Here is a 16,841-nt window from a genome sequence, read left to right on the forward strand (position 1 = left end):
CCCCACTCACTTTATATGCGACCCCGCCCCCCCCCTGTCTACCGCCCCCCCCCCGGGGGCCCGCCCCCCGGGGGGGGGCCCCCCTGCCGCGCGTCAGACGTGGCGCGTCGCCCGCGTCCCGCGGCGTCGCGCGTCGGCGAGGAGCGCGCCGGTCCCGCTGAGCAGGACGGCGAGCACCGCGAGCGCGCCGACGCTCGCGCCGGTCGGCGGGAGGCCGCCCCCGCCGGTGGCGCGGAACGCGTTGGTCACGCTCAGATCGACCTCGGCCGCGTCGCCCGTCGGGACGGTGAACTCCTCGGACGTCGGGGCCCCGTCGTCGGGGTCGACCGTGACGCCGGGGCCGCCCGCGACGGTGAGCGTCACGGCCTCGGCGTCGCCGGCGTCCGTCTCGCTGACCGTGCACGTCGCGCCCTGAGGCACGAGCGCGTAGACGGCGGTCCAGTCGTCGTCGGCCGAGAGCGTGCGCTCCGCGCCGCCCGGGATCACGACGTCGGTCTCGACACCGTCGACGTCCCACGTGCACGCGAGGGTGACCACGAACTCGTCGTCGCGGTGCTGGGACGCCCCCGGCCCGGCGAGCTGCTTCGTCACGACGACCTGACCGGCGTCGAACGTGTTCGTGACCGTCACCTGGGCGGGGTCGGCGCCGATGGTGGCGGCCCCGGGCTCGCCGCCCTCCACGGACGCGGACACCGTCGTCGAGGACGCACCTCCCGTCGCGGTCTCCGTGACCACGCACTCCGCCCCGACGGGCAGGCCGTCGAACACGGCGACCTCGCCCCCGGAGATCGTGCGCTCGGCGCCACCCGGGACCTCGATCGGCTCACCCAGGAACGTGCACTCCGCGGTCACCGTGAAGGGTCCGGCGCCGAACGCCTCGCCACCGTCGCCGTCCACGACCTTGGTGACCTCGATCGCGCCGGCGTCGTAGGTGTTGGTCACGGCCGCCTCCACGGGGTCGAGCGCGCTCGACGTCCCCGTGATCACCACCGGGTTGGGGTCGTAGGTCACCCCTGTGGCACCGCCCGTCTCCGTCTCCGTCACGGTGCACGTGTCACCGTCCTGGAGCCCGAAGTAGAGCGCGGGGAACCCGGGCCCGAACCGGCGGTCGGGGCCTCCCGGAATCACGGTCACCGGAGCTCCCTGGGACGTGGTGCACTCCAGGGTCACCGCGTACGGGAACTCGTCGAACGGCACCGCCGCCAGGTACTCCTCGAGCTGCTCCAGCAGCTCGAGCAGCGTCTCCGGGTCGATCGGGCCGTCGGGCACCTCGGGCAGCGGCGGCAGCTCCGGCATCGGGGGCGCGAACTCCGCCGCGTCACCGTCGACCACCTTCCTCACGACGAGCGGTGCCGTGGTGAACGTGTTCTCGACCGCGACGGTGACCGTCGTCGGATCGCCGTCGTCCGCGGGCGGGACGACGATGCCCTCGACGCTCGACCCGTCGACCGGCTCCCCGCCGTCGACGGTGATCTGCGTCGACGAGGCACCGAAGTCGTCCGACTCCGTGAGCGAGCACACCGACCCGACCGGCAGCCCGTCGTACACGACGCTCGCGCCGCCGTCGACCTCGCGGACCGCGCCCCCCGGGATGGTCAGGGCCACGTCCTGGTAGAGGCACTCGAGCGTGAACTCGAACGGGCCAGGCCCGTAGAGCGCGCCGAGACCCGCGAGCTCCTTGTCCACCTGGATGGAACCGATGTCGAAGGTGTTGGTGATGACGACGTTCGCGACGTCGCCGCTGCCGACCGTGACGGTGTCCGGGACGACGACGGAGCCCGTGGCTCCGGCGTCGTCGATCTCCTCGATCTCGCACACTGCGCCGGTCGGCAGGTTCGCGATCTGTGCCGTGAGCGGCCCGGCGCCGCCGAGCACGACCTGGCTGTCGTAGACCGTGCGCGGCTCGCCCGGCCCGTCGCCGTCGTCGTCGTACGTGCAGACCACGGTGACGGTGAACGGGCCGGTCCCGTACGCCGGGCCGCCCGCGCCGTCCACGACCTTCTGCAGTCCGATCGCCCCGACGTCGTACGTGTTGGTCAGCGTCACGTCGTTGGTGCTCGCGCCGAGCACGTCCGGGGTCAGCGTGACGTCGGTCGTCGGACCGTCCGTCGTCACGGGGTGTCCCGGGAGGCCCTGGTCCACGGTGATCGTCACCGACGACGCGTTGCCCGTGCCCGACTCGGTGACGATGCAGACCGAGCCGACGGGCAGGCCCGTGAGCTCGACGGTCTCGCCGTCCTCGATCGGGATGTTCGTCATCGAGTTCTCGGCGTCGTACCCCTCGGCGTAGACGTCCTGCCCGAGGAAGGTGCACTCGACGTCGACCGCGAACGGCCCGAACGGCACGGGGTTCCCGTCCTGGTCCACCGCGTCGGTGACGACCTCCTTGGAGATCTCGATGCTCGACAGGTCGTAGCGGTTGGTGGCCGTGATCGTCGTCGGGTCCTCGGGATCCTGGCTGTCGATCGTCACGGTGCCGACGATCAGCTCGGTCTGCCCGTTGGTCCCGTCCTCCGTGATGGTGCACTCGGCGCCGTAGGGGAGGTTCGGCACGACGACCGGCGTCCCGGGGACGACCGTGATGGGGATCGGGTCCAGCACCGTCTCCACCCAGGTCCCGACCGCCGACGTGCACTGCACGGTCAGGGCGAAGGAGTCGGGCGCGTTCTCGGCGCCCTCGCCCGTCACGACCTTGTTGACCTCGAGCGGCCCGGTCGCCGTGGCGACACCGACCTTGGTGCCCTCGGTGGCGAGCATGGCGAACTCCGTGCCGTTCGGCGCGACGGCGATGCCGGACGCACCGGCGGAGTTCCACGCGATGGACCGGTCGCCGGCCTCGGGCACCTCGGCGGGCGTCGTCGTGGTTCCCTCGAGCGCGACGAACTGGCCCGGCCTGAACAGGTTGTCCGGATCCATCTCGACCACAGCCTTGATCGCCGTGATCTGCGCATACGTGTCGGCGCTGGTACCGGCAGTCAGCTCGACCCAACCGGTCGTCGGGTCGTCGGTCGGGCACAGCGGCTCGTTGAGCGGGTCGTTGATGTCGTCCATGCAGTAGTCGTCGACGGTCGTGTAGTAGAACGTCGTCGTGCTGCCCTCCGGCGCGTTGACCATCGTCGGCGGCGGGTCGTTCGTCAGCAGCGGAGCCCAGGCAGACCCACGGGCCTCGTCGACGGCGTACGAGCCCGTGTCGCCCTCCGCGGGCAGCCGGTCGTAGAGCACCACCTTGTCGAGCGGCAGGTTGCCCACGTTGTCCACGCGGATGCGCCAGGTCTCGTTCTGCCCCGGCGGGATGATCGGCGTGCACGGGTAGGCGTAGAAGCCGTCCGCGTCCACGGGCTCGCAGTCCTCGGCGCCCACACCGCCGGGCGGCGGCTGCGCCGGGTCGACGATGAAGCCGAGCGGGTACTGGCCGTCCGTCGCCTTGACGTACTTCGACTGCGCGATCGCCGCGCCCGGGATGGTCGTGACGTCCGAGTCGGCCTCGCACGCCCCGGTCTCCTCGTTCAGCCGGGTGACGCACTCGTCCCACGGGCGGTCGCCGGTCACCCCGGCGGTGTTGCGCACCACCGTGCCCGCGTCGAGCGTGACGCGGAACTGGACCTGGACCGTGATCGTGTACGTCTGGCCCACCTCGAGGACGGTGCCCTCGGGGAAGGTGAACGTCAGGCCGGCGAGGTTGCCGTCCTGGTCCACCGTCACGTCCGCGGCGTCTGTGGGCATGGGGGTGCCGTTGGCGGGGTCGGGCGCGTCCCCGGCGAGCGCGTAGGAGAACGGCTCGGCGACGTCCGCCAGGCGCAGCTGCGGCCCGTCGGCGTCGGCGGGCATCGGGTCGTCGAGGATCACCGGGTCGTAGATCGCCCGGTCCCCGGTGTTCGTCACGGCGATGTGCATGGGCACGACGGCGTCGGGCGCCTCGGTCCCGCCCGTGACGGTCCCGTCGAAGTCCTTGACGATCTGGACCCCGTTCGTCGCGTGCTGGTAGAGCATCGAGGCGGCCGCGTCGTCGTCGTCGGACACCGGGACCGTCCCACCGGTGCCCGGGTCGACGACGAGGTCGGCCCCGGTCACCGTGCCCTGGACGTCGTTGCTCGCCACACCGGGGGCGTCCTCCCCCGGCGCCGGCGCGTTCGCCGCGAGGTCGGGCAGCACGGGTCCCCCCGTACGGAGGTCGTCGCGCCGCAGGATCTGGATCGGGATCGGCTGCGTCGGGGTCGCCGGGTTCTCCCAGATGGCGCCGTCGGCGCGCGTGAACGTGAACCGCAGGCCCTGCACCTCCGACGGCTCGACGCCGTCGGGCAGCGCGAACGTGCCAGCGGGCTCACCGGTGACCCAGGCGCCCCCCGTCACCGTGACGCCGTCGGCGTCACCCGTGAACGTTCCTCCGGTGAACGCGTCCACCTGGACCTGGTCGATCGGGGTGACCAGGGCGGCGCTCGGGTCGAAGCCGACGACGTCGTACTGGTTCCAGAACTGCGGCTCGTCGTCGGTGAGCACCATCTCCACGGCGCGCGACGGACCGAGCGGCTGGCCGGTGAGCGTCATGACGACGGGCGTCTCCGACTGGTTCGCGCCGTGGAAGGGCTCGACCACCGTGGCGGGGTCGAAGGACTTCTCCACCGCGAGCTCGATGCCCGCGGTCTGGAGGGTCATGTCCGCGTCGTCGTTCGCGAGGCGGACGTCCTGGTCCGTGCCGCCGGGGTCGTTGATCGTCGCCGCGGACCCGTTCGGCACGGGGTTCTCGTCGACGACGATCACACCGTCGTCGCCGTAGACCGGTTCGCCCGTGTACCGATCGGTCTCGCGGAGCTGGAGCGTGAGGATCATCGACCCCGAGGCGCCCGGCTCCACCAGGCCGTCGTAGGCGACCTCGATGCCGACGACGTCCGCCAGGACACCGGGCGCGAGCGCCTCGGCCTCCGCCTCGTCGAACGTCGCGGTCTCGCCCTGGGCGTTGGTCAACGTCACCGTGGTCGACGTCGCACCCTCCGGCGGGGTGAGCGCGAGCGCGGTCAGGGTGAACGTGTCGAACGGGTGCGTCCCCGGGGCGGTCTGCACCGTGCCCGACCCCTGGTCCGCGGGGTCGACGAGGCGGAGCTGGTCCACCTTCGCGTTCGAGGCGTTGGTGCCCGTGACGGTGACCGTGGTCGACGGGTAGAACTCGGCCGGCGTGTCCGGCGGGGGCACGGAGATCGGGCCGCCCGTCCAGTCCTTGGTCACCGTGACGTTGAGCGGCTGGTCGATGATCAGCACGTTGTCGTCGTCCGCGTCGGTGAACTCCTCGCCGTCGAACGTCGCCGTGCCCTCGGCGACGTCGTTGACGAGTCCCGGGTCGTCGGTGTTGTACAGCGTGCCGTTCGTGGAGCCGAGCGCGGGAGAGCCGTCGCTCCGCTTGTCGTCCCGGACGTCGAACGTCAGGTCCAGGTGGCGACCGTCCGCCTGGGTCGACCGCGCCACACCGTCGCCGGCCGCGGGCGCGAGCGGGTCGCTCGGCGTGGCGGACCGGGAGGGCGACTCCGTGTACGTCAGGCGCACGGAGGTCGCGTCCTCCTGCTCCTGCGGCGTCAGCGTGTACCCGGGGAACCCGCCGTCGCACGGGCACGGGTCGCCCGAGGCCGGGACCCAGGCGCCGCCGACGAAGAGCTCGACGCTCTCGACCTGGTCGTACTGGATCAGCGGGTCGTCGACGGCCACGCTCACGAGGTCGAAGGCGTCGTAGAAGGAGTCGGCGATGTCGGTCGTCTCAGGGTTCTGGATGTCCGAGACGACCATCGGGTCCACTCCCGTGAAGCCGCCCGTCGACCAGGTGATCTGTGCCGTCACCTGGTCGTCGGAGCGTGCCAGCACGCTCACGGGCTGCTCCCCGAGGAAGGCCTTGTCGATGAAGTCGCCCGGGCCGTCGCCGTCGACCGGGAACGGGTCCACGGTGGCGCAGCCCTCGGCGGGTTCGGTGGGGTCGACGGTGCCCGACGACGCGCTGGAGGCGCCGCAGTTCTCGACCGGGTCGTCCCAACCCTCGGGGCCTGTGAACTCCGCGACGAAGTTCGGCTGGAAGGAGGTCCCCGGCGGAAACCCGTCCGCCGTGGAGTCGTAGACGAACTGGACGCCCTGCGCGCCGTCGGGCAGGTCACAGCTCACCGTCGTCGGGCCGGTGATCGGGCTCCCGCAGTCGGGGGCCTCGACCCACTCCGAGCCGTCCCAGTAGTTGACCGTCAGCGTCGAGCCAGCGGGGACGTCCGTGCTCCGCACCGACGTCGCCACGAAGTGGTCCCAGAACGCGTCAGGGTCGTTCGGGTCCGTCGGGTCGGAGATGACGACCTGGTCGGCGTTCGTGGTGGACCCGTCGGGGCCGAAGGGCAGGAGCTGGCTCGGGAGCTGGACGATGACGCTCTGACCCGGGACCGCGGGGATCGTCGACGGGGAGATGAGCTTGTCCGTGCTCGTCGCGAGCCGGTCGTTCAGCGTCACCAGCTCGGCGTCGGCCGTCGTGTTCGCGTTGGGGACCTCGGCGGAGATCTCGTTGGGGTGCGTGACGTCCTCAGGGTCCTGGTCCGGGTCGGTGTCCGCGGTGAACGGGATGACCGCGGCTCCCCCGGTGACGATGTTCCCGGTGAACTCGACGCTGAACCCGACGACCTCGCACCCGCCGGGCGGGTCCGGCAGCGTGTTCGGCGCGGTCGCCGGGATCGGGTCGGTCGTCGTGCCGTCGGCGCACGTGAACGTCACCGCTGCCGCGGTCGCGTTCGACGGCCACTGCACGCCCGCGCCGGCGCCGTCCGTGCCCCAGCCGGTGAACGTGATCGGGTCGTCGCCCTCGAACGGGCTCGGCGTGCCCGGCGCTGGCTCGGTGATCGTCAGGGACGTCACGGGCGTGCCGGTGTTCGTGCCGCCGAGCGTCACCGTCGTCGGCTCGCCCGCACTGACCGTGGCCGGGTCGAAGGTCTTCGACGCCGTGACGGAGTTGTTCGGGGGCGTGATGACGTACGCGTCCTCCGCGGTCGTCGGGTCGGACTGGCCCTCGGGGTGAGTCACGAAGGACGACGTGTCGTTGGTGACGGTCGTCGGGTCGGTGAGGTCCTCGACCGCGTCGCTCTGCTGGACGTTCACCGGGATCGTCGCCGTCGCGCCGGGCTGGATGTCGCCGCTGAACGTGTAGCGCACGCCCTGCACCGTCGCCGGGTCGACCGAGTCGTCGAGCGGCTCCCACGAGTCGCCGTCCCAGTACTCCTCGGTCACGGTGTCGGCGTTCGAGGGCAGCGTGATGTCGCCGGTGCTCACGTACTCGAGGTACGTGAACGGGTTCGGGTCGGCGGTCGGGTCCACCGGGTCCTGGATCACCAGGGTGTCCACGGGGTCGTTCGACTCGTTCGTCGACCCGATCGTCATCGTCGCGGGGGTGCCGGGCGCGGCGAGCGCACCCTCGGGCTCGATCGTCTTGGTCGTCGTGGAGTCGAGGACGAGCGGAACGACCGGCGTGATGTCGTCGCTGGCCTGGTTCTGCGCGGCGTTGTCCGAGACGACGGTCGCCGTGTTCGTGATCGTCACGCCGTTGGCCGAGTACGGGATGTCCTCGGAGACCTGGGCGGTGATGAGGATCTGCACCTGGCCGCCGTTGGGCACGCTGTCTGCGGTGTACGTCACGGTGTCGGCGTCCGTGTCCGCGACGAGGTTCGCGCCGGTCGCGCCACCGCCGCTCTGGATCGACGCGCTCACCAGCTCGATGTTGTCCGGCATCGGGTCGGTCATCGTGGTCGGGACGCAGGGCGCCGCGTTCGGGTCGGAGCACGACACGGTCACGACCCACTGCACCTGCTGCCCCGGCTCGTAGGGCCCGGTGCTGAGCTCGACCTTCTGGATGCCCCACGTCGCGGCCGACGCCGGAACGGTCGGCACGAGGACCAGCGGCAGCGCGAGCAGGAGAGAACCGAGGGTCGCCCACGTGCGCCGGAGGCGTCTGGCCCGCCGTTCGGCCCGCCCGCGCGTCCCTCGCGTCGTCCCGTCGCTCGCCCACGCGTTCGCCATGCTGTCGCCCTCCGGTCACGCCTGCCCCTGAGCGCACGCCAGCGTGCGCCTCGTCGCTACGACCTTGACACAGGGCCTTCACTTCGTCGCGGCGAAGGGGACAGCCGCCGGGGACCGTGGTCCCGGCACGACGACGCCGTGTCGCGAGTCGTCGGGGCTCGTGACGCGGGCGTCGGTCGGTCAGGGCGTGACGATCGCGAAGTTCGGGTCGCCCGCGTCGAGGACTGCCGTCAGACGCCCGAGCACGCCGGCATCGCCCGACACCTCGATCCCCGCGGCAGAGAGGGCGTCCGGCGTCGCCGCACCGGCGGCGAGCGCCGGGAGCGCGGCCCTCGTCGTGGTGAGCGTCGCGTCGGCGTCGCCGCGCTGTGGTGCGCCGCTGTAGGTGAGCACGCCGTGGCGCAGCCAGAGGCGGTACCGCTCGTCGGCGTCGGTGAGCACGACGTCGACCGACAGGTCCTCGTCCCACGCGCGCGGGCCGTCGACCTGCACGGCGAGCGCGTCGAACAGCATGGTCGGGGTGAGCGAGGCGACGATGTCGGGAGCCGACGTCGCCGTCGGAGTACCGAACGCGCCGTCGCGCAGCTCGGTGGCCCCCGACAGGTAGACGCTGCGCCACGTCCCGTTCTCCGAGCCGTAGCCGAGCTGCTCGAACGTGTCGGCGAGGAGGTCGCGCGCCGCGGCGTGGTCCGGCTCGGCGAACACGACGTGGTTGAGCAGCTCCGCGACCCAGCGGAAGTCCCCGGCGTCGAACGCCACTCGCGCCTTCTCCACGACGGCGTCTGCACCGCCGCCGAGATCGACGTAGCGCCTCGCCTTCTCCACCGGGGGGTGCTCCCACAGGTGCGCGGGGTTGCCGTCGTACCACCCCATGTAGCGCTGGTAGATGGCCTTGACGTTGTGGCTCACGGATCCGTAGTAGCCGCGCGCGTGCCACGCGTTCTCGAGCGCGGGTGGCAGGACGATCTGCTCCGCGATCTCCGGGCCGGTGAGGCCCTGGTTCAACAGGCGCAGCGTCTGGTCGTGCAGGTAGCCGTAGAGGTCACGCTGCAACGAGAGGTACTCGCGGATCCGCTCGTTGCCCCACGTCGGCCAGTGGTGCGACGCGAAGACGACCTCGACCTCGCCGCCGAACAGGTCGATCGACTCGGTGAGGTAGTGCGACCACACGTGCGGGTCTCGGACCACGGCACCCCGCAGGGTCAGCAGGTTGTGCAGCGTGTGGGTCGCGTCCTCCGCCGCGCACAGGGCCTTGTGGTCCGGGAACCAGATGAGCATCTCCGACGGCGCCTCGGTGTCGGGCGCCATCTGGAAGACCATCCGGACGCCGTCGACCATCTCCTCCTGCCCGGTGGTCGTGATCCACAGGGTCGGTGGGATGAGCGTGACGGTCCCGGTCGAGGTCGTCTGGCCCAGGCCGGCGCCGACCTGGCCCTGCGGACCCCGCGCGAGCGCAGCACCGTACATGTAGCCCGCGCGCCGCGACATCGCCGTCCCTGCGTAGACGTTCTCCGCCACGGCGTGCTCGGTGAAGCCCTCCGGCGCGACGACGGGCACGCGGCCGGAGTCGACGTCCTCCTGGGTCGTGACGCCCTTGACACCGCCGAAGTGGTCGACGTGCGAGTGCGTGTAGATGATCCCCGTGACCGGCCGATCGCCCCGGTGCTCGCGGTACAGGGCCAGCGCCGCAGCGGCCGTCTCCGTCGAGATGAGCGGGTCGAGCACGATCACACCGGTGCTGCCCTCGATGAACGTCACGTTGGACAGGTCGAACCCGCGCGCCTGGTAGATCCCCTCGACGACCTCGAAGAGACCCTGCTCGGCGACGAGCCTCGACTGCCGCCACAGGCTCGGGTTCACCGTGTCCGGCGCGTCGCCCTCGAGGAACGCGTAGGTGTCGTTGTCCCAGACGACCCGGCCATCGTCCGCCGTGATCGCGTTGGGCTCGCGCCGCGCCACCAGGCCGCGCGTCGCGTCGTCGAAGTCGCGGGTGTCCGAGAAGGGGAGCGTCTGGAGGAGAGCAGTGTTCTGCGCGACGATCGCGGGCGTCGCTGGCTTCGGAGTCGACATGGTTCGGAGCATCGCAGCGCCGTCCCGATCGTGCATCCGGAACAGTCGGGCCGGCGGGTCAGCCCGCGGACGGGTCGACGCGCTCACCGACGGTGTGGACGACGACGACCTCGGGCTGCCACGGGACGAGGTCGTCGACCCGTCCTGGAGCGTGCCGACGTCCGGCAGGCCGCCCGGGCTGCGCACCTCGACGACGAGGTCCTGGCCCTGCCAGCGCACGTCGTCGACCGTCGCGCCGTCCGTCTCGCCGACCCACGCCTCCGCGGCCGCGCGGCTCTGGCTGAGCCAGAGGTTCGGACAGCGCGGCCTGCACGGTGTTCGCCACCATCGGCACGGCGACGACCAGCACCGCGACGAGGGCCACGACAGCCGCGGTCCGGCGCCGGGGTGCGGCGGCACCTGCCCGCGCCGCCCGCGCGTCGTGCAGGTAACCGACGCCGGAGAAGACGACGGTCGCCGCGACGACGAGCGCGACGGCGTTGGACACGAACAGCAGGAGCGCGCCCGCCGCGAGCGCCGGCTGGCCCTCCCCGAGGCAGACCCCGACGACACCGAGCGGCGGCACGAGCGAAATGGCGATGGCGATCCCCGGCAGGACGTCGGCGAGGTCCCTGCGCGCGAGCGCGATCGCGCCGGCGAACCCGGTCGCGAAGGCCGCGGCGAGGTCCCCGATGCCGGGGGACGTGCGCCCCGTGACCTGGGAGTTGGTCACGACGTCCGACGTGGCGGGCAGCACGAGCGTCACGAGCAGGCCGAACACGACGACGGTCACGAGCCCGCCCCCGACGTACGCGACCGATCGCAGCACCTGGGACCGGTCGCCGGCGACGACGCCGAGCCCGACCCCGAGGATCGGCGTGGAGAGCGGCGCGACGATCATGGCGCCGATCACCGTCGCCGTGGAGTCCGTGACGACCCCGGCCACCGCGATGACGCCGGACAGGACGAGCATCGTCCAGAAGGCGGAGCGCTTTGCGCGCACGTCGCCGACGTCGAGGTCGAGCCGGTCCGCGACCTTCGCGAGCGGTCGTCGCTGCGCGGTGGGCACGAGGAGTCGCAGCACACGCCCCTGCTGCTCTGCCGGCCGGTGCGGCGCAGGCGCGGGTCCGAGGTCGACGGGGTCGGGCATGGCGCCTCCACGGGGACGGCACGGGACGTCGCCCGTGGCGGCTCGAACAGTAGAACGGCGCCCAGGACGGCGCCACCGACGTCCCGGGCCGACGTCGCCGGCGGGACCGGCTACGACGTCGTGGAGGTGACCGAGCAGCGGCTGAAGCCGAACACGATCATCACGACGCCGAACTTGGACGTCATCTACGGGCCGGCCTTGCACACTCATATCGATGGGTGTCAATATAGACACATGTCGATACAGAACCTGATCGTCGTCGGGTCCGGTCCCGCGGGGTACACCGCGGCGATCTACGCGGCGCGCGCGGGGCTGGCCCCGCTCGTGCTCGCGGGCTCCGTGACCGCCGGCGGTGCGCTGATGAACACGACGGACGTGGAGAACTTCCCCGGCTTCCCCGACGGGATCATGGGCCCGGACCTCATGGAGAACATGCGCAAGCAGGCCGAGCGGTTCGGCGCGCGCATCGAGTGGGACGACGCCACGCTGCTCGACCTGCAGGGACCGGTCAAGACCGTCGTGACGGGCAACGGCCAGACCTACCGCGCCCGCGCGGTCATCCTCGCGACCGGGTCCGCCTACCGCGAGCTCGGCCTGGACGACGAGAAGCGCCTCTCCGGGCGCGGGGTGTCCTGGTGCGCGACGTGCGACGGGTTCTTCTTCCGCGACCAGCACATCGCCGTCGTCGGCGGCGGGGACTCCGCGATGGAAGAGGCCACGTTCCTGACCCGGTTCGCCGAGAAGGTCACCCTCGTCCACCGCCGCGACGAGCTGCGCGCGTCGAAGATCATGGCCGACCGCGCGCTGGGCGACCCCAAGATCGACTTCGCCTGGAACAGCGAGGTCGCCGGCATCGGCGGCGAGAACAAGGTCGAGGGCCTCACGCTGCGCGACACCGTGACCGGCGAGGAGCGCGAGCTGCCCGCGACCGGCCTGTTCGTCGCGATCGGGCACGAGCCCCGCACCGAGCTCGTCAAGGGTCAGATCGACCTGGACGACGAGGGCTACATCCAGGTCCTCGGACGCACCACCGCGACCAACCTCGAGGGCGTGTTCGCGTGCGGCGACGCCGTCGACCACACCTACCGCCAGGCCATCACCGCGGCCGGCTCCGGGTGCGCCGCCGCGCTCGACGCGCAGCGCTACCTCACCGAGCTCGCCGACGCCGCCGGCCTCGCGGACCTCGCCGGCACCCCGCAGACCCCGAACCCCGACGAGCTGCCCGAGGCGCTGGAGGCGGTCCGATGAGCACCGTGACGGTCACCGACGACACCTTCGACGAGGTGGTCCTGGCCTCGGGAGCGCCCGTCCTGGTGGACGTGTGGGCGACGTGGTGCGGCCCGTGCCGCCAGGTCGCACCGATCCTCGAGGAGCTCGCCGAGGAGTACGGCGGCAGGATCACGATCGCCAAGCTCGACGCCGACGCCAACCCGAGGACCGTCGCTGCGGCCGGTGTCGTGTCGATCCCGACGCTGAACTTCTACTCCGCCGGCCGGCTCGTGAAGTCGATCGTGGGTGCGCGGCCGAAGCAGGCGCTGGTCGCCGAGATCGAGGAGGTCCTGGCGTGAGCGACCGGGCCGCCACCACGCGCGGGCGCCTGTCGACGCTGGACCGGTGGCTGCCGGTGTGGATCGGGCTCGCGATGGTCGCGGGCCTGGTCCTGGGCCGGTTCGTCCCGGCGCTGTCGGACGTCCTCGCGGCGATGGAGGTCGGTGGGATCTCCGTCCCCATCGCCCTCGGCCTGCTGGTGATGATGTACCCCGTGCTGGCCAAGGTCCGCTACGACCGCGTCGGCGCGGTCACGGGCGACAAGAAGCTCCTGGTGTCTTCCCTGGTGCTGAACTGGCTCGTCGGGCCGGCGCTGATGTTCGCCCTGGCGTGGGTCTTCCTGCCGGACCTGCCCGAGTACCGCACCGGGCTGATCATCGTCGGCCTGGCCCGGTGCATCGCCATGGTCGTCATCTGGAACGACCTGGCGTGCGGAGACCGGGAGGCGGCCGCGGTGCTGGTCGCGATCAACTCCGTGTTCCAGATCGTCGCGTTCTCCCTGCTCGGGTACTTCTACCTCACGGTGCTCCCGGGGTGGCTGGGCCTGGACACCCAGGGCCTGGACGTGTCGGTGGGGCAGGTCGCGCTCAACGTGCTCGTCTTCCTCGGCCTGCCGCTGGCCGCCGGGTTCGCCTCGCGCCTGGTCGGCGAACGCGCCAAGGGCAGGGCCTGGTACGAGGACCGGTTCCTGCCCGTCATCGGGCCGTGGGCGCTGTACGGGCTGCTGTTCACGATCGTGCTGCTGTTCGCCCTGCAGGGCGACGCCGTCACGTCCAACCCCCTCGACGTCGCGCGCATCGCGCTCCCGCTGCTGGTGTACTTCGCGGCCATGTGGGGCATCGGCGTCGTCGTCGGCAAGATGCTCACCCTCGGCTACGCACGATCCACCACGCTCGCGTTCACCGCTGCGGGCAACAACTTCGAGCTCGCGATCGCCGTCGCCATCGGCACCTTCGGCGCGACCTCCGGCCAGGCTCTGGCCGGTGTGGTCGGCCCGCTCATCGAGGTCCCCGTCCTGGTGGGTCTCGTCTACGTCTCGCTGTGGGTCGCGCGCCGCTGGTTCGCCATCGACCCCTACGCCACCACGACCCCTGCACGCGAGCTGGAAGAGGTGAGGTCATGACCACCATTCCCTTGACTGTCGCGGACCCCGACTGCGCCCCGCAGATCGAGGCGCACGCGATCGGGACCGAGGTCGCCGGTGCCGTCGCGGTCACGCTCAAGGCCCTCGCCGAGCCGCTGCGCCTGCGGATGCTGTCGTTCATCGCGACCTCACCCGCCGGGGAGGCGTGCGTGTGCGACCTCGCCGCGCTGACGGACGTGTCCCAGCCCACCGTCTCCCACCACCTCAAGGTGCTGCGCGACGTCGGGGTGCTGGCCTCCGACCGGCGCGGCACCTGGGTCTGGTACCGCATCACCCCCGGGTACAAGGCCGCGGTCTCCACCCTGCTGGAGTCGTTCGCCCCGGCCGCGCTCGAGGCCCTGGTCGCCCCGCACGAGCTCACCGGCCTGGAGGACGTCGACGCCGCGCTCGACCACCTCGCGACCGACCTCACCGCCCACCACCCCAGCCTCGGGGCCGACGTGGTGCTGGCCACCGTGCGCGAGTCCTACACGGCCCTGGCCCGCTCGGCCACCGTCTCGGCGCACCTGCTCACCCTCACCGAGCGGTTCGCCCGCCAGCGCCTGGCCGACCTCACCCGCGAGGCCGGGGCCCGCCCGCAGGTGCTGTTCGTCTGCGTCGCCAACGCCGGCCGCTCCCAGCTCGCCGCCGCCCTGGTGCGCCGCTACGCCGGCGACCGGGTCGTGGTCCGCTCGGCCGGCTCGACCCCGGCCGCGGACGTGCACCCCGCCGTGCGCCCCGAGCTCGCCGCGCTCGGCACCACCGACGGCGAGGCCTACCCCAAGCCGCTGACCGACGACGCGGTCCGCGCCGCCGACGTCGTGATCACCATGGGCTGCGGCGACGTGTGCCCGGTCCTGCCCGGCACGCGGTACGAGGACTGGCTCGTGGGCGACCCCGCCCTCGCCTCCCCGGCCGGGGTCGCCGCGATCCGCGCCGAGCTCGACACCCGCGTGCGCACCCTGCTCACCGACCTCCTGCCCGACCTCAACCTGCCCGCAGCCTGACCCCCTCATCCCGGGAGACCACCATGACCGACACCACCGCCACGAAGCCGTCCGCCCTGTTCGTCTGCGTCCACAACGCCGGCCGCTCCCAGATGGCCGCCGGCTACCTGCGCGCGCTGTCCGGCGGGGCCGTCGAGGTCCGGTCGGCCGGGTCCGCCCCGGCCGACCAGATCAACCCCGTCGCCGTCGAGGCCATGCTCGAGGAGGGCATCGACCTCCGCGCCGAGCAGCCCAAGGTCCTCACGACCGAGGCCGTGCAGGCCTCCGACGTCGTGATCACCATGGGCTGCGGCGACGCGTGCCCGATCTTCCCCGGCAAGCGCTACGAGGACTGGCAGCTCGCCGACCCCGCCGGTCAGGGCATCGAGGCCGTGCGCCCCATCCGCGACGAGATCCGCGGCCGCGTGCTCACCCTGCTCGACGAGCTCGGCGTCGCGCCCGTCCGGGACGCGACCGCCTGACACCCGTCCGAGGAGTCGGGCTCACGCCTCCTGGCCGTCGCCCGAGCGCCCGTGCGCGACGCCCGTCGCGAACCCGACGCCGGCCGGCGCCCCGACACCGAGCGTGACCAGCTGCGGCTCGGCCGGCGCGGTGCCGCAGCACGACCCGCCCGCGCTCTCGCCGTCGGCCTCCAGCGCCAGGTCGCTCGAGCAGACGCCCGTCGCGGGCAGGTCCAGCTCGACCGCGTCGGCCGCGGCGCGGTCCCCGGCGAGGGCCGCGGCGATCGAGCGCACCTGCTCGTACCCCGTGGCGAGCAGGAAGGTCGGCGCCCGCCCGTAGGACTTCATGCCCGCGAGGTAGAAGCCGTCGTCGGGGTGGGACAGCACCTGCTCGCCGTGCGGGGGGACCGTCCCGCAGGAGTGCTGGTTCGGGTCGATGAGCGGAGCCAGCGCCGACGGCGCCTCCACGACCGGGTCGAGGTCCAGGCGCACCTCGCGCAGCATGTCGAGGTCCGGGCGGAAGCCGGTCGCGTTGACGATCTGGTGCACGTCGAGGTGCAGCGCGCCGTCGCGGGCCGTCCCGAGCACCTGGACGGTCTCCCCGTCGGGCACGAGGCGCTCGATCGAGACGCGCGTGAGCAGGGTCAGGCGCCCCGCCTCCACGGCGGCGCGCAGGCGGGTGCCGAGCAGGCCGCGCGCGGGGAGCTCGTCGTCGGACCCACCGCCGAACAGGCGACGCGCGGACCCGCCCCGGATCGCCCACGTGATCCTCGTCCCCGGCTCGGCCTCGGCGAGCTCGACGAGGCTCAGCAGGGTGTTCGCCGCCGAGTGCCCCATCCCGACCACGAGCGTGTCCCGGCCGGCGAACCGGTCGCGCTGGGACCCGAGGACGTCGGGCAGCGGCCCCGTCACGAACCCGGCCGCCTGCGCCTCCCCGGCGGCCGGGAGACCGGACACGCCCAACGGGTTCGAGGTCGCGAACGTGCCCGAGGCGTCGATCACCGCGCGCGCCAGCACGTCGCGCACGACGCCGTCACCGTCGACCGTGCGCACCCGGTAGCCGCGGCGCTCCCGCCCGAGCGACTGCGTCTTGTCCGCCCCGTCGCGGGCGACCGCGAGCACCCGCACCCCGGTGCGCAGCCGCGCGGAGATCTCCGGCGTCGCCGCCAGCGGGGCCAGGTACCGCCCGACGAGCTCCCCGCCTGTCGGCAGGGTGTCCGGGTCCGGCGCCACCCAGCCGGTCGGCTTCAGGAGGCGCCGCGCGGCGGCGTCCACGTCGTACCGCCACGGCGAGAACAACCGGACGTGCCCCCACGACGCGATCGCCGCACCCGGGCCCTCGCCCGCCTCCAGCACGACCGGCTCGAGCCCCCGCTCCAGCAGGTGCGCCGCCGCCGCCAGACCCACCGGACCCGCCCCGACCACCACGACCGGCAGCTCGTCCCGCACGACCTCGCTCATCACCGCTCCTCACACATTGAAGACTGTCGATGCGAGCATCG

At 72.5% G+C, this 16,841-nt stretch carries 9 protein-coding genes; 5 read left to right on the forward strand and 4 right to left on the reverse strand.

Features of this window, described 5'->3' with window-relative positions:
- Positions 1-93: 93 nt before the first annotated feature.
- The 3 genes from ACFWH7_RS05370 to ACFWH7_RS05380 all read right to left on the reverse strand — a co-directional run bounded on the left by ACFWH7_RS05370 (position 94) and on the right by ACFWH7_RS05380 (position 11,221).
- Positions 94-8,022 (reverse strand): DUF5979 domain-containing protein, encoded by a 7,929-nt coding sequence (locus ACFWH7_RS05370; protein WP_378215431.1) that lies wholly within the window; start codon positions 8,020-8,022, stop codon positions 94-96.
- Positions 8,023-8,202: 180 nt separating this feature from the next.
- Positions 8,203-10,092, reverse strand: a complete 1,890-nt coding sequence (locus ACFWH7_RS05375) for an alkyl/aryl-sulfatase (RefSeq protein ID WP_378215432.1) — start codon at positions 10,090-10,092, stop codon at positions 8,203-8,205.
- Positions 10,093-10,150: 58 nt separating this feature from the next.
- Positions 10,151-11,221: a DUF389 domain-containing protein gene (locus ACFWH7_RS05380; protein WP_378215433.1), complete on the reverse strand. Its 1,071-nt coding sequence runs from the start codon at positions 11,219-11,221 to the stop codon at positions 10,151-10,153.
- Positions 11,222-11,455: 234 nt separating this feature from the next.
- On the opposite strand from ACFWH7_RS05380, the gene trxB reads away from it, so the two are divergent.
- Genes trxB through ACFWH7_RS05405 form a run of 5 tightly spaced genes read left to right on the forward strand, consistent with a single transcriptional unit; the run spans position 11,456 to position 15,360 of the window.
- Positions 11,456-12,469, forward strand: coding sequence for a thioredoxin-disulfide reductase (trxB, locus tag ACFWH7_RS05385; RefSeq protein WP_378215434.1), 1,014 nt, complete (start codon positions 11,456-11,458; stop codon positions 12,467-12,469).
- Positions 12,466-12,789 (forward strand): thioredoxin, encoded by a 324-nt coding sequence (trxA, locus tag ACFWH7_RS05390; RefSeq protein WP_378215435.1) that lies wholly within the window; start codon positions 12,466-12,468, stop codon positions 12,787-12,789. The genes trxB and trxA overlap by 4 nt, the downstream gene beginning before the upstream one ends.
- Positions 12,786-13,892 (forward strand): ACR3 family arsenite efflux transporter, encoded by a 1,107-nt coding sequence (gene arsB / locus ACFWH7_RS05395; RefSeq protein ID WP_378215436.1) that lies wholly within the window; start codon positions 12,786-12,788, stop codon positions 13,890-13,892. The genes trxA and arsB overlap by 4 nt, the downstream gene beginning before the upstream one ends.
- Positions 13,889-14,899 carry a metalloregulator ArsR/SmtB family transcription factor gene (locus tag ACFWH7_RS05400; protein ID WP_378215437.1) on the forward strand — a complete coding sequence of 337 codons (1,011 nt, stop codon included), beginning with the start codon at positions 13,889-13,891 and terminating at the stop codon, positions 14,897-14,899. The genes arsB and ACFWH7_RS05400 overlap by 4 nt, the downstream gene beginning before the upstream one ends.
- A 23-nt stretch (positions 14,900-14,922) precedes the next feature.
- Positions 14,923-15,360, forward strand: a complete 438-nt coding sequence (locus tag ACFWH7_RS05405; protein WP_378215438.1) for an arsenate reductase ArsC — start codon at positions 14,923-14,925, stop codon at positions 15,358-15,360.
- Positions 15,361-15,381: 21 nt separating this feature from the next.
- Here ACFWH7_RS05405 and ACFWH7_RS05410 read toward each other — a convergent pair whose 3' ends face one another.
- Entirely contained in the window at positions 15,382-16,800 is a 1,419-nt protein-coding gene (locus tag ACFWH7_RS05410) for an FAD-dependent oxidoreductase (RefSeq protein ID WP_378215439.1), read from the reverse strand.
- Positions 16,801-16,841: the final 41 nt, after the last annotated feature.

It is taken from the genome of Cellulosimicrobium cellulans (assembly GCF_042723955.1).
Classification (GTDB): Bacteria; Actinomycetota; Actinomycetes; order Actinomycetales; family Cellulomonadaceae; genus Cellulosimicrobium; species Cellulosimicrobium cellulans_H.